The following is a 13,944-nucleotide window of genomic DNA, read 5'->3' on the forward strand; positions in this document are numbered from 1 at the left end:
CACGGTTTTTCCTCCCCCGAAGAGCTGCGGGACCGTTTCCCGGAGCATTCATGACGCATCTTGGCCACTTGCGAAGGTGCGCGGGTCACGGTCAGCCGTGTGCCATGCGAGCGAGCCGCCTTGATCCCGGCGAAGAAGGCACCGGTGCCGTAGGCACTCAGCTGCTGCGCGCCCGACAGGTCATTGGTCCGGGCCGCTTCCCCGCCGGGCCGCGTGTCGGCCCGGCGGGCGGCTCAGCAGGTGGCGGGGGTCCGCAGCGCGCGTGATGGCCGTTTCGACGGCGGCGACCCGGTCGGCGAGCAGACCGAGCGCGGCCACCGCCCGCCCGAAGGCGTCATCTTCTGTACTGCCGAGTGCTTGCACGCGGGCGTGCACCGCCGTGATGTCGGTCCAGCGAGCCGCCTGATCCTGGGTGAGCCTGCCGCGCAGGGCCGCGAGCTTGAGCAGGTTGAACTCGGCTCCGGTGGTGAGGGTTTGAGCTTCGCCCGTGTAGTGGTCGTCGATCACGGCGGCCAGCTCGTCGTCATTCATGACAGGGGAGATGCGGGCCGCGATCTTGCTCATGTTGCGGTACGAACCCTGGAGTTGGAAGGGCGGTTCGGTCCGGGTAGCGTCGGACTGGGCAGCGGAAGCCATGTACGCCTCGTTCACGGCCAGGACCGTCTCGCGGGCGGTGAGCAGGTGGCGCAGTACCGCGAGGATGCGGTCGAGCTCGGCCGGCGGGTACGGGTGGGTGAGCCGGTCGCGGCGAGCGCTCGGGTCCCCTGCGGTGAGACGTACCAGCAGGCCCAGGTCGGCACGCTCACGCCCGGCGAGTGGAGCGAGGACTGGGTGCGAGGTGAGGGCGTTCTCGACGAAGCTGAGCGCGAAGACGTCCTCCTTGCCGGTCAGGACGTCGCCGAGATTCCAGACGTCGGCGCGGTTGGCAAGCATGTCCGGAATACGGAAGCGCCGGCCCGACTCGGTGTAGGGGTTGCCCGCCATGCAGACCGCGAAGCGCTTGCCTCGCAGATCGTGGCCGTTCAAAGTACGGGTGGCGTCGCACAGCGGGATGAACTTCTGAAGCAGCTCCGGTGAGGTGTGCTGGATGTCGTCCAGGTACAGCAGAACGTTGTTGCCTGCCGCCAGCGCGAAGTCGACCTTCTCCATCTCCTTGCGGGCGGTGGCGTTCGGTGCCTCCGCAGGGTCGAGCGAGGTGACGTCATGGCCGAGGGCCGGTCCGTCGACCTTCACCAGGAGCATCCCGAGGCGGTCGGCGACGTACTCCATGAGGGTCGTCTTGCCGTAGCCGGGCGGCGAGAGGAGCAACAGCATCCCGCTGGTGTCGGTCCGCTTGCCGTCACCGGCGGCGCCGAGCTGCTTGGCGAGGCTGTCGCCGATGAGGGGCAGGTACACCTCGTCGACGAGGCGGTTGCGTACGAAGGAGGACATGACGCGTGGCCGGTACTCGTCCAGCCGCAGCCGGGCCTTTTCGGCAGCCACCAGGGCGGTTCTGCGCTGCTGGTAGGCGCGGAAGCCGGGCACCACCCGCTGGGTGAAGTCGCCGGTCCTGGCCAGGAATTCGTCGAGACGCAGGGCCAGGGCGCGGTGCCGGTCGATCCTGCGGTGCGTACCCAGCAAGCCCTCCGCCCTGGCGGTCAGGGAGCCTGCCACATCGTGGCGCGCGAGGTCCGTGCAGACCTCGATGGCCACGGCTTCGGCGAGGTCGCCGGGGTCGACGTCCTCGCCGCAGGAAGCGGCGTACGAGACGAGCCAGCCCTCCACCAGCCGCCGCGCGGCGCCCGGGTTCCCGTCGGCGAGCCGGTCGCGCACGTCGTCGGCGTACGGCGACGAGCCGACGGCCCGGCGGAACTTGTCGAGCAGCGTGCGGGCCTGAGGACTCGTCGCGAAGGACTCGCCGGTCGCCAGTTCCTCGACGAGATACTCGGAGGCGAGGGCGGAGAGTGCTCCTGCTTGAGCGAGGTCCGCACGCAGCGACTCCAGTGCCGGGGCCGTCCCGAACGTCTCCCGCGCCCGCACCAGGGACGCTGCCTCGCGCGTCCATGCCTGGCGCGTCTCCGGCGTCGTCCCGTGGGCCCAGAACAGCTGGGCGGCGGCGCGGTCCGCCGCCGGGTAGCGCAGGAGCCCGGCCTGGTCGTACAGCCGCAGCAGTACGGAGAGGATGGCCGCCGTGTCGTGGTCGTGGACGCCTCGCTCGTATCCCTCGTCGTACGACGCCTCGGCGGCCTGCCGGACCAGACCCACCAGGTCCGCTGCGGCCAGGTCCTCGGGGCCGTGCTCGGCCAGCAGCCGCGCTGCCAGGTACTCCGCCCGGTAGACGTCCGCGTTCTCGGACGGCAGGAGCTGGTCCCAGTAGGCGCGCGTGTCCGCGAACTCCGAGTCGGTGTCGGTGACCGGGCGCCGGTAGCCCGTACCGGTGAGCGCGAAGGCCATGCCGCCGTCCGCGTGCGGTACGAGCGTGAGTTCGGGGGGCTGCGTGTTGACGGCGAACCGGTGCGTGCCCAGGCGGATGGTGTCGCCGCCGTCCGTGTACAGTTCGGTACGGTCTTGCAGCGCGCGGCCTGCTTCCTGGCGGGCGGCCTTCAGCCTGCCCTCCAGCTCCTCCGCCCGCACCTGGTCCCCGAGTCCGCGCAACTCCTCGACGGTGCGGCGGACCTTCGCCGCCATGGGATCGGAGGCGAAGTACGTGTTGACCGCGTCGAGGCTGTCCAGGGCAGCCGCCCGGCGGCCGATCGTCTCCAGGACGCGGCCGGCCGACCCGGCGAGGCGCTCCCCGCGTAGTGCGCGCGCGTCCTGCAGTGTCTGCCTGCGGCCGGAGAAGGCGTCGTGGACCTCGGCGCGCTTGTCCGCGATCTCGGCGAGGAAGCCGTCGTGGTCGGCGAAGCGCGACTCCAGGGTGTCCAGTTGGAGCAGCAGCCGTGCGAGCTGCGCGTCGCAGGCTGCCGGGGTGTCCACTGTGGCCAGTGCGCCGGTGACCGACTGACCGAGCAGGGCGAACTCCGCCGCGAACGCCGCCCGGCCCTCCCCGTCGAGGAGTTCCCGGCGCCTGGCCGCAAGTATGGCGCGGGCGCGGTTCAGGCCGCCCAGCACCTCGGCGATCCGCTCCAGGATGGTGGTGCGTACGGTGGCGTCACCGATGTCCAGTCCGGCGACCACCTCGGTGAGGGTCTGGAGGCCGAAGACCTGCTCGTCCAGGCGCTCGGTGACCGGAGCGGCCTCGGCGACCGTGGCGATGGCCTCCGCGTCGGCGCACAGGCTTTCCACCTCCGCATGCTGGGCGGCGAAGGCATCGTCGCGCTGGAGGAAGGCCACCGCCCGCTGCGCGGTGGAGACGATGTGGGCCTCGGCGTCCTCGGCGAGCGCCTCGATGGCTTCGGCGTCCGCGTGACGCATCTCCTGCAGAGTCACCAGGCGGCCCTGGGCCCGGCGCAGCTCGGAGATGCGCTCGATCCACTCCTCGGCGGTGGCCGGAGCCTCGCCGCTGATCCGCCTGACCAGGCGCTGAAGGCTTTCCGACGAATCGGTGAGTGCCGCGGACGCCTGCCGGGTGAGGAACTGTACGGACGCGAACTCCGCCAGCACCTGCTCGGCCGTGGCCCGCACCTCTTCCAGCGGGGTGCGCAGATCCCCGGTGTCTTCGTCGCCCAGCCAGTGGAACCGGTCGGCGGCTCGTGTGCAGGCGGCGACCAGAGACTCGTACAGCTCACTGGTGGCGGTGGTCTCGGCGGCCTGCCCGGCGACGGCGAGGCAGTCGGAGATCCCGCGGACGAGGTCGGCGTTGCCGATGCGTGCGAGGGGCCCGTCGGCCACGGGTGCCGGGTAGGTGTCGGAGACGTACGGTGTCCGCCACACCTGGACCGGGTGCACGCGTGCGGGCTCGCCGGATTCGGCGCGCAGCACGGTGAGACCGCCGTCGTCGAAGAGGGCGTAGCCGTGGCAGGACAGCGGGGCCGCGACCTCCTTGCGGATCAGGTTGTACGGGAGCAGGAGGGTGCGGCCTTCGGCGCGGTGGTGGAAGGTGAAGAGCACGTCCTCGCCGTTGGGTGAGCGGACAGCGCGCTCGAACTCCAGGCCGGAGGTGTCGGCGGTGCCGAAGGTTTTCACCGTCCCCGTGGCGAGGCAGTAGCCGCCGGGGAAGACGATGCCCTGGTCGTCGGGCAGCCGGCGGCAGGACTGTCCGATGCCGTCCAGCCGGACCACGGACTTCGTGAGTGTGTTGAAGACCAGGTAGCGCCGGGTCTCCTCCTTGTAGGGCCGGACGCGCAGCAGTATCAGGGCTCCGACGACCGCGTACGCCACTTCGGCGTCGGCGAGTGACTGCAGGGGTTCGTCGACGGGCTCGCTGTGTACGCCCTCGCCGGTCTCCGTGTCGTCCTCGGTCTTCACGGTGAGGGAGCCGCCGACCGTCGCAACGAAGAGGGCGCCGTCGGCGATGGAGATGTGCGGGCGCCCAAGGACGTGATCGTCCCGGCTGGTCTCGGACCAGGGGAAGTCGTGCGACGGGGGGAAGACGTGGTCGCGCTCCCCCCGGGCGTCCAGGAACCGCACCTCACCGGACGGGGAGAGCGACCAGCGCAGGACGCGGATGTCGTCGGCCTGCTCGCCGGTCCGGAACACGGCCAGCAGCTTGCCGTCGACATGGCGGAGCTGGAGGAGGCGCGCTCCCTGGAAGTACCGGTGCAGTGCGTCGAATTCGCGTACGAAGTCGGGGTCGTCGAGCAGGCCGGGCACCGCCTCGTCGGGAAGAGGGTTCAGGTCTCGGTCGTAGAGGGCCAGGACGTCGGCGGCAGGAGCCTCATAGCCGACGAGCAGCGCGTCGCCGACGGCGATGATGTCGCGGGCGACGACATTCCGCTCCGTGCGGATGTGCTCGGCACCGGCGAGTGCCAGCTCGGTGGAACCGAAGGCCGCGATGCGGGTGTCGTTGAGCGCGCCGGCTCGTCGGGCCAGCTCGCTGGCCCGGTCACCGAGGCGGTCGCGCAGCACCGCGTACGTGCCGGCGTCCAGGCCGCTTCCCGTCCCGGTCCCAGTCACTGTCCAGCTCCCTCGTGTCGGTGTATGGAATCCGGGTCTGCCGCCCCCCGCGCGGCAGACCCGGAAGTTGTTGAACCAGGCGCTCAGCCCTTGACTGTGCCGTTCAGCCCGGCGGGGTCCTTCAGCCCGGCAAGTTCGGCCACGGGCATGTCGGCCAACCCCAGTTGCCGCGCCTTGCCGATCAGTTCGTCCAGTTGCCCGGAGCCGGCCGGCATCAGCTTCATCAGCAGGGCGGACACGGTCAGGCGGTGGACACCGAGCCCAGTACTTTTGTCAGGTCCTCGGTGAAGGACGCGGAGCCGTCCAGCCACGGCCCGGCGAGCGCCTGGGCGGTCTGGGAGTGCTGCACGAAGCCGTCGACGCTCTTGCCGAGCGACATGGCGCCGATGATCCGGTCGAAGAAGGCGGACTCGCCTCCGACGATGTTGATCTCGGCGTTCTCCAGGCCGGTGGCGAGCACCGTGGCCTGTGCCTCGGCGACCTGGCGCTGCACGTCGAGCCCCGCGAGCCGGATGTCCTTTTCCGCCTCCAGCCGCAGCCGGAACTCCTCGTGCGTACGGGACGCCTCGTCCAGCGCGGCCATCGCGGCGGCCTTCTCGGTGAGACCGGCGGCCTCGGCCTTGAGCTTCTCGCCGATGGCAGTGGCCTCGGCCAGCGCCTTCTCGCGCGTGCCGACCGCCTCGGCACGCAGCCGGGCCTCGGTCGCCCCGGCCTCGGCGCGCCCCGCCTTCTCGATGGCGTCCGCCTCCTTCTCCCGTACCTGGACAGCCGCCAGGCCCTCGGCCGCGGCTTCGGCCTGGATGCCCTCGGCGAGACGCACCTTGGCCCGGGCGTCCATGTCGGTCGCCTTGTTGCGGGCCTCCGCCAGCGTCAGCTCCTCGGCCGCCCGGTGGATGGCCGCCTGCTCGGCGGCCTCGGCCGCCTTGATGTCCTTGACCAGCCGCTCCTGCGCCTCGGCCTCGGCGGCGATGACCACGGTCTGGCGGTGGCGTTCGGCCTCCTCGACCGCGCGGAGCTTCTTGATGGACTCCTCCTGCTCGGCGACCGTACGGTCCACCGCGACCCGCTCCCGGATGACCTCGGCGATCTCACGGCGCTCCGCCTCGACCTCCTTCTCGGCCGAGATCCGGTTCAGCTCCGTCTCCCGGTCCCGGGCGATCACTTCGAGCAGGCGGTCCTTCTCGATGCGCTCGTTCTCGATGGCGATGACCCGCTCGCGGTTCTTCTGTGCGACGGCGACCTCGCGCGCCTGGTTCTCGCGCTGGATGCCGAGCTGTTCCTCGGTCTTGAGGAAGGCGCTCTGTGCACGCAGCCGCTCCTCCTCCACCACGCGGGCGGTCTCCGCCTCCTCCCGGGCCCGCACGGTCTCGATCTCCCGCTTCTGCTTGATCTCGGCGTCCGCCCGGCGGCGCTCCAGTTCCAGGATTGCCTCGCGGGCGTCGACGTTCTGCCGGGTGAGTTCCTTCTCCTCGTGCTGGCGGAACTCGTTGGTGCGCACATGCTCGACGGCTGTCAGTTCGGTGATTTTCCGGATGCCTTGGGCGTCAAGAATGTTGTTCGAGTCCAGCTGCGAGAGCGGCGTCTGTTCCAGGTAGTCGATCGCTGCGTCCTCCAGGCTGTAGCCGTTCAGATCGGTGCCGATGACCTCGATGATCCGGTCCCGCAGTTCTTCGCGCTTGGTGTAGAGGTCCGTGAAGTCGAGCTGCTTGCCCACCGTCTTCAGGGCTTCGGAGAACTTCGCGTTGAACAGCTCCTGCAGCGTGGCCTTGTCACTGGCGCGGGCCGTGCCGATGGCCTGGGCGACCTTGATGACGTCCTCGACGGTCTTGTTGACGCGTACGAAGAACGAGATGCGGATGTCGGCGCGGATGTTGTCGCGGCAGATCAGCCCGTCACGCCCGGTGCGGCCGATCTCGATGGTCTTCACCGAGATGTCCATGACCTCGGCCTTGTGCAGCACCGGCAGGACGACCTGCCCGGTGAACGTGACGTCGACCTTGCGCATCTTCGACACGATCAGCGCCTTGCCCTGCTCCACCTTGCGGAACAGCCGGCTGATGACGAACAGCATGGTGACGGCGATGAGCAGGACAACGGCCGCGAGCACGCCGATGCCCCAGGTGATGGCATCCATGAACAATCCCCGAATCAGAGATGGGAGCAGAAGTGAGAAGGGGCGGCGGTCAGCCGCGGGGGTCGAGCGCCGCGTCGAAGGGCGCGACCCAGAAGAACTCACCGGCGTCGTCGTACGCGTACAGCAGTCCGGTGCTGCCGAGCGCCAAGGGGCTGGCGTCGTTCTGGCGGACCTGTACGACGGCGGTGGAACCGTCCCGGGCGGCGACCTCGGCCTGGCCGAAGTCCGCGTCCACCCGCCGCGTGCGGATGGTGCAGGTCAGGCCGACGAAGTCCTGCCGGGACGGCCCGGATTCGTCGGGAAAGAGCGCGGCGAGCGGGCGCACGAGCGCTCGCGTCAGATGCCAGGAGCCGAGTGCCGAGGCGAACAGCAGCACGGCCGCGAGCAGATGGAGCAGGGCCTCGGACCAGCCCGTACGGGCGAGAAGAATCGACCCGGTGACGTTACAGAACCAGCACTGGGCGATCAGCAGCGAGGCCGACACCGACAGGGGGACTCCACCGAGGTCGAGGGCGTCGGTGTCCACGTCCGCGTCGAAGCTGTCGTGGCCGGCGGCGCCGAGCAGGACCAGCAGCCAGAATCCGACGACGACCACGAGGGCCGCGGAGAACAGCACGGTGGGGAACGTCGCCGTGGCATGCAGGAACTCGTCCATCGCTCTTCCTCCTTGATCCGTGCTGCGGCGTGCTGCTTTCCGGGCTCCGGCATCAACCTCATGCACCCGGCTTCGACAGCCTCATGCTGACAGGACATGCCGCGATTGCGCATTGCCGAGCACCGGCAATCTTTACGGCCCCTTGATGCCGGTGGAATGCCCTCGGCGCACGCGTGCCACCCTTGACGTCCACGCGCCGCAACAGCTGCAACGGCGTGTTGGGGAACGGGGAGTGGTCATGGGGAAGCGGGACGCAGCCGATGCATACCTGAAGGGGTACGCCCAGACCTTGGCCAGTGCCTGTGCCACCGGCAGACGGCTGACCCGGGACGAGCTGGCGGCTCTGCGAGCACAGGGGGAGCGCGCGGCCGAGGCCGGCCTCGGGCTGCGCCCACTGGTGCGTGCCCACCTGTCCGCCGCCCAGGACGTACGTGCGAGCCTGCGCGGCGCGAGCGCCGATCACCTCCTCACGGCAGTGGAGCAGGCCGTGGACGCCTTCGCCGAGGGACATGAGCGGGCCCAGAGACTCGCGATCCGCCAGCAGGAAGCCGTCCGGCGGGAGTTCATCGACGACCTGCTTCACGGGCGCAGCGATGTGGGCTACCTGGCGGAACGAGCCGAGCGGTTCGGGCTGTTGCTGTCCCACTCCCACGCGGTCGCCGTGGCCCAGGGACCCGAGCCGTACGAAGACGGCTACGCCGTCACCCGCGGCATCGAGGCATCCCTCACGGCCCGCTTCGGGCACCGCCGCATACTGCTCACCACGAAGAACGGCCGACTGATCTGCATCGCGCCAGGTACTGAAGCCGAAGTCCTCAGCTTCTTCGCCAAGCAGGCGTACGCAGCCACCAACGGCGGCCGCGTGGCCATCGGCCGCCCCCACCCAGGTGTCGGCGGAGTCGTCCACTCCTACGAGGAGGCCCTCAACGCCCTCGACCTGGCCGCGCGCATGCATCTGAACGACCCGGTCCTGCACGCCGCGGACCTCTTGGTCTACCCGGTCCTCACCCGCGACCGCCAGGCGATGGCCGACCTCGTACGCAGCGTGCTCGGCCCGCTCCAGCAAGCACGTGGCGGAGCGCGGCCGCTCATCGACACCCTCAACGCGTACTTTCAGACGGGGTGTGTGGCCGCCGAGGCCGCCCGGCGCCTTTCCCTGAGTCCCAGGGCGATGACGTACCGGCTGGACCGGATCCACCAGCTGACGGGCGCCGACCCCGGCGACCCCGTCGATCGGTACACCCTGCAAACGGCGGTAGTGGGTGCCCGTCTAATGGACTGGCCGGACCAGAAGCTCTGAAGACCGGCAGAAGAGGAAGGGGCGGCACTGACGCGAGTGACCTGCGCGGGCAGAGAGGCTGTTCTGCTCCAGGCGGGACGTGGCGGCGAAGTCCTCGGCGCGTGCCGGCTGGATCCGAGGCCAGCATCCCCGGTCGAGGTGGTGGTGACGGTGTCGTCCGCCACCTCCGGCTGGCAGCGCGTCGCCGCCGGGACGCCGACGCGGATGCCCGCAGGGAGGCCGCCGTCATGGTCACCACCGCGATCTGCGTGGTCGCCACCGCCCACCGTGCCGTCCCGCGTCGTCCTCGACTCCGGCCGCCGCGATGGTCACCGCCCCGGACAGTACGGTGGGCCGACCGCCGGCCCCGCACACGGACGGGCCTGTACTTCCCGCTCCCAGCAGCGTCGCGGGACTTCACGGGCGAATGGCGGGTGAATGCGCCGTCACATAAAGTGACTGGCAAGCACCTGGGCAGGTGCACGCATGGGCCGCATAGAGTGCCCAGCTGGTGCGCAGAGTGGGCTAAAACGGGCCGCGCGTCCGCCCGTCAAGACTTAAGTGTCCGATGAACGGACCTAGGGCTCCGCATAACGGTCTGGTCTCGCCTCCTGGGGCTTCGTCAAATGACTCACCGTGATGTGACTTGAGTCACTAAAGCCTACGTAAAGGCGTGGTAGAACTACGCAACTCCGCAGGCGGCAGCACCCCAGCCGCCCTACGGAGCCGTCGGCACGCACCGGCAGCACGACCAGGGTGATCACGGTCCGAGTCCGCGGACCCGCGCCCGGGTCGCCGATCGGACAACGGCGTTCGCTCAAAGCCCGCACATCAACCGGCGCAGCCTCCCGCGCGCCGGCCACGCGCCATCGAGGTAGCCAAAGTGTCACTGGACTCCATAACCAAGTCCGTCGACGAAGCCGTCAGCGGCTTCTTCGAGCCCATAGCCACGTGGCTCGGGGAAGTCGTCTTCTACTCTGTGCCCGTCGGCGGGACGGAGGTGCCCCTCATCGTCGCCTGGCTCGTCGTCGCCGGTCTCGTCTTCACCGGGTGGTTCGGCTTCGTGCAGGTCCGCAAGTTCCGCCTCGCCATCGACGTGGTGCGCGGCAAGTACGACGAGAAGGGTTCGGCCGGTGAGGTCAACCACTTCCAGGCGCTGACCGCAGCCGTCTCCGGCACCGTGGGCCTGGGCAACATCGCCGGTGTCGCTGTGGCCGTCTCCATCGGTGGCGCCGGCGCCACCTTCTGGATGATCCTGTGCGGCCTGCTCGGCATGGCCACCAAGTTCGTCGAGGTCACCCTCGGTGTGAAGTACCGCGAGGTGCACGCGGACGGCACCGTCTCCGGCGGCCCGATGCACTACCTGCCCAAGGGGCTGGCCGACCGCTTCGGCAAGAAGGGCAAGACCCTCGGCAAGGTCCTCGGTGTCCTGGCCTCCTTCATGATCCTGTTCTTCGGCCTCTTCGGCGGCAACCTCTTCCAGGTCAACCAGTCGTACGCGCAGCTGGTTTCCGTCACCGGCGGCGAGGACGGCCTGATGGGCTCCTCCGCCGGAGCCCTGTTCTTCGGCATCCTCATCGCCGCGCTCGTCGGCATCGTGCTCCTCGGCGGCATCCGCTCGATCGCCAACGTCACCAGCAAGCTCGTGCCCGCCATGGCCGGCATCTACATCGCGGCGTGCCTGGTCGTCATCCTGGTCCACGTCACCGCCGTCCCGGCCGCGATCGCCACGATCATCGAGGGCGCTTTCAACCCCCAGGGCGTCGCCGGTGGTGTCCTCGGCGCGCTGATCGTCGGCTTCAAGCGGGCCGCCTTCTCCAACGAGGCCGGTCTCGGCTCCGCGCCGATCGCCCACTCCGCGGTCAAGACCAAGCACCCCGCCAGCGAGGGCCTGGTCGCCCTGCTGGAGCCGTTCATCGACACCGTCGTCATCTGCACGATGACCGCGCTGACCATCGTCATCGCCAACCCGGCCAGCTGGGCCGAGGCCCGCAAGAACCCCGACGCCGTCGGCGGCGTCACCATCACGTCGGACGCCTTCGGCACGGTCATGCCCTGGTTCCCGTACATCCTCACCATCGCGGTGATGCTGTTCGCCATCTCCACCGTGCTGACCTGGGGCTACTACGGTCTCAAGGCATGGACGCACCTGTTCGGCCGCAGCACGGCCAGCGAGCTGACCTACAAGGTCGTCTACACGCTGTTCGCGATCGCCGGATCGCTCCTGACGCTGCAGACCCTGATCGACATGGCCGACGCCGTACTGTTCATGCTCGCCGTCATCAACATCATCGGCCTGTACCTGCTCGCCCCCGTCGTCAAGCGCGAACTGCACTCCTTCCTGGAGTTCGTCCGCGCCCGCAACGCCGGCGAGACGAACGAGGCCGACGGAGACCAGGAGTCGGTGAAGACCACCGTCTGACCGCAACGCGGCACCGGCTCCTGAGCGGGTCCGTACACACCTCCTCGCGCCTTGGTGTGTACGGACCCGCTCGTTGTGTGTTCATGCAGGTGAAACCGTGTCTGGTGCGATCACGTGAAGGCGGTTAGGGTGTAAAGAACGCGTCAAGCAGCCCGTCCCAAGGGCGGCTGCAGCGGGCGCGCGGTGTGCCGGGAAGTCTGGTCGGCGTTAGGGGCTGCATGCCCTTTTGTCGACGCCCCCGGAGGATTCCCTGATGGCCGCTGCCCCGCGCGAACGTTCCCCTTTCCTCGGACTGCTGCCGCTGCCCGAGCGCAACGCCGTAACGCAGGCGCTGAGGACGGAAACCGTCGGCGGGCTGGTGCTCCTGGGCGCCGCCGTCGTGGCGCTGGTGTGGGCGAACACCCCGTGGAGCGACGTCTACGAGCAGATACGCGACTTCCACTTCGGCATACCGGCCCTCGGCCTCGATCTCTCGGTGCAGCACTGGACCGCCGACGGGCTGCTCACCATCTTCTTCCTGGTCGCGGGCATCGAGCTGAAACGCGAGTTCGTGGTCGGCGAGCTGCGGACCCCGGCCACGGCTGCTCTGCCGGTCGTCGCCGCCCTGTGCGGCATGGCGGTGCCGGCCGCCCTGTACGCCGTCACGGTCATGGCCGGGGGAGGCAGCCTCGAAGGCTGGGCAGTGCCCATGGCCACCGACATCGCCTTCGCTCTGGCCGTCCTGGCCGTCCTCAGCACCCACCTGCCCTCCGCGCTCCGCGCCTTCCTGCTCACCCTCGCCGTCGTCGACGACCTGGGCGCGATCCTTATCATCGCGATCTTCTTCACCAGCGATCTGAACTTCCTGGCCCTCGGCGGATCCCTGGCCGGCCTGGTCGCCTTCTACCTTCTCCAGCGCTACCGCGTCCGGGGCTGGTGGTGGTACTTCCCGCTCGGGATCGCCACCTGGGCCCTGATGTACAACGGCGGCGTCCACGCCACCGTCGCCGGCGTCGCCATGGGCCTGATCCTGCGCACCACCCGCGACAAGGGCGAGACCTCCACACCCGCCGAGCGGACCTCCCACCTGCTGCACCCGGTGTCGGCGGGAGTCGCCGTACCGCTGTTCGCCCTCTTCGCCGCGGGCGTCGGTGTTTCCGCGGCGTCGCTCGGAGAGGTCTTCACCCAGCCCGAGCCGCTCGGAGTGGTGCTGGGACTGGTCGTCGGCAAGACCCTGGGCATCTTCGCCGGCACCTACCTGGCTGCCCGCTACACCCGAGCCCAGCTGAACCCGGACCTGGCCTGGGCCGACGTCTTCGCGCTCGCGGTGCTGGCCGGGATCGGATTCACCGTCGCCCTGCTGATCGGCGAGCTCGCCTTCCCTGACCCGACGGCAGCCGAGCACATCAAAGCCGCAGTACTCATCGGATCACTGATCGCGGCGGGCCTGGCCGCCCTGCTGATCAAGCGCCGCAACGGGATCTACCGCCGCCTGTGCGAGGAAGAGAGCCGGGACGACGACCACGACGGCATCCCCGACATCTACCAGCGCACCGGTACCGGCGAGCACTGACGAACAGGGCACACGTCATGGACCCGTCCGTAATGACAGTAGCGATCATCGTCGCCGCCCTGATCATCAAGACCGCCGTGGCGGAACTACGGAAACCGGGCAGCGCGCGTCGGGAATGGGCCTTCGCCACCAACGCCTCCGCCCTCACAGCAGGCCTGACAGCAGCGGTCCTCCTCGGTGCCATGGGATGGCAGTCGATGCGCTATGCGGCAGTGGCGTGGGCAATGCTCGCCGGAGTACTCGTCGCCTACATCGCCGACCGCCGCCCGCCCAGGAAGTGACCGCTGTACGGGCCGTCATGCCGCAAGCGATGAGTACGGCGGCAACGGGCGCCAGCGCCATGTCGGAGCACGAGATGGACATAGGCGCCGGGGCCTGTTGTTACCTCTAAACTCCATTAGATCCTGTCCCGGCCCGGGGTGCGGCTGCGTCTGCGGTCCAGGCGGTCAATGACCGGCGTGGCCATGACTCGGTGGAGCATGGCAGAGGTGAGTACGGTAAACGCCACCAAATCAGCTGATCCACCTCGCGACAGACCTCCGGGCAGGTGCTGGGTACGCACCCCGGCCCGCTCGCTCACCACGCCCGGTCTGTCCTCTCAGGTCAACCCGGTGGCCACAGCCCGAAGCCGCCGAAGCGTCGAGGAGACCTCCAGCTTCTAGACCTCTTGCTGCACCAGGAACACCGCGCCCACACCCGCCCGCGAGACGCTCACCGTGGAGAGGCGAACCGTCAAGATCGGCGCCTGGTTCGCCAAGGCCGTACCAAGCACCGCAGTGGTCAGCTCGACACCGGGCACGAGCGCCTCCTGGCCGCTCTCTTCGACGGCGATTGGACCGACCCCCGGCCCCCGCCTGACCCGCAAGCC

7 protein-coding genes and 1 pseudogene are annotated in these 13,944 nt (G+C 69.4%); 4 read left to right on the forward strand and 4 right to left on the reverse strand.

The window, feature by feature from the left end; genetic code table 11:
• Positions 1 to 180 precede the first annotated feature (180 nt).
• From E2E34_RS00355 to E2E34_RS00365, 3 genes and pseudogenes are all read right to left on the reverse strand, one after another.
• Complete coding sequence (locus E2E34_RS00355; protein WP_138899863.1) at positions 181 to 5,034, reverse strand: DNA repair ATPase; 4,854 nt, start codon at positions 5,032 to 5,034, stop codon at positions 181 to 183.
• Positions 5,035 to 5,117: 83 nt separating this feature from the next.
• A pseudogene (locus E2E34_RS00360) lies at positions 5,118 to 7,168 on the reverse strand (flotillin family protein).
• Positions 7,169 to 7,217: 49 nt separating this feature from the next.
• Complete coding sequence (locus tag E2E34_RS00365; RefSeq protein ID WP_138899864.1) at positions 7,218 to 7,823, reverse strand: hypothetical protein; 606 nt, start codon at positions 7,821 to 7,823, stop codon at positions 7,218 to 7,220.
• 238 nt (positions 7,824 to 8,061) lie between these two features.
• Here E2E34_RS00365 and E2E34_RS00370 point away from each other — a divergent pair, with 238 nt between their 5' ends.
• From E2E34_RS00370 to E2E34_RS00385, 4 genes are all read left to right on the forward strand, one after another.
• Positions 8,062 to 9,123 (forward strand): PucR family transcriptional regulator, encoded by a 1,062-nt coding sequence (locus E2E34_RS00370; protein ID WP_138899865.1) that lies wholly within the window; start codon positions 8,062 to 8,064, stop codon positions 9,121 to 9,123.
• 862 nt (positions 9,124 to 9,985) lie between these two features.
• On the forward strand, positions 9,986 to 11,524 hold the full coding sequence (locus E2E34_RS00375; protein ID WP_138899866.1) for an alanine/glycine:cation symporter family protein: 1,539 nt from the start codon (positions 9,986 to 9,988) through the stop codon (positions 11,522 to 11,524).
• A gap of 253 nt (positions 11,525 to 11,777) precedes the next feature.
• Complete coding sequence (gene nhaA, locus E2E34_RS00380; protein ID WP_138899867.1) at positions 11,778 to 13,076, forward strand: Na+/H+ antiporter NhaA; 1,299 nt, start codon at positions 11,778 to 11,780, stop codon at positions 13,074 to 13,076.
• 32 nt (positions 13,077 to 13,108) lie between these two features.
• Positions 13,109 to 13,357 carry a hypothetical protein gene (locus E2E34_RS00385; RefSeq protein WP_244315446.1) on the forward strand — a complete coding sequence of 83 codons (249 nt, stop codon included), beginning with the start codon at positions 13,109 to 13,111 and terminating at the stop codon, positions 13,355 to 13,357.
• A gap of 377 nt (positions 13,358 to 13,734) precedes the next feature.
• Here E2E34_RS00385 and E2E34_RS35190 read toward each other — a convergent pair.
• Positions 13,735 to 13,944, reverse strand: a 210-nt coding sequence (locus tag E2E34_RS35190; RefSeq protein WP_208765101.1) for a hypothetical protein, incomplete at its 5' end; no start/stop codon positions are given.

The sequence above is a fragment of the Streptomyces albidochromogenes genome, assembly GCF_005981925.1.
Lineage (GTDB): Bacteria > Actinomycetota > Actinomycetes > Streptomycetales > Streptomycetaceae > Streptomyces > Streptomyces albidochromogenes.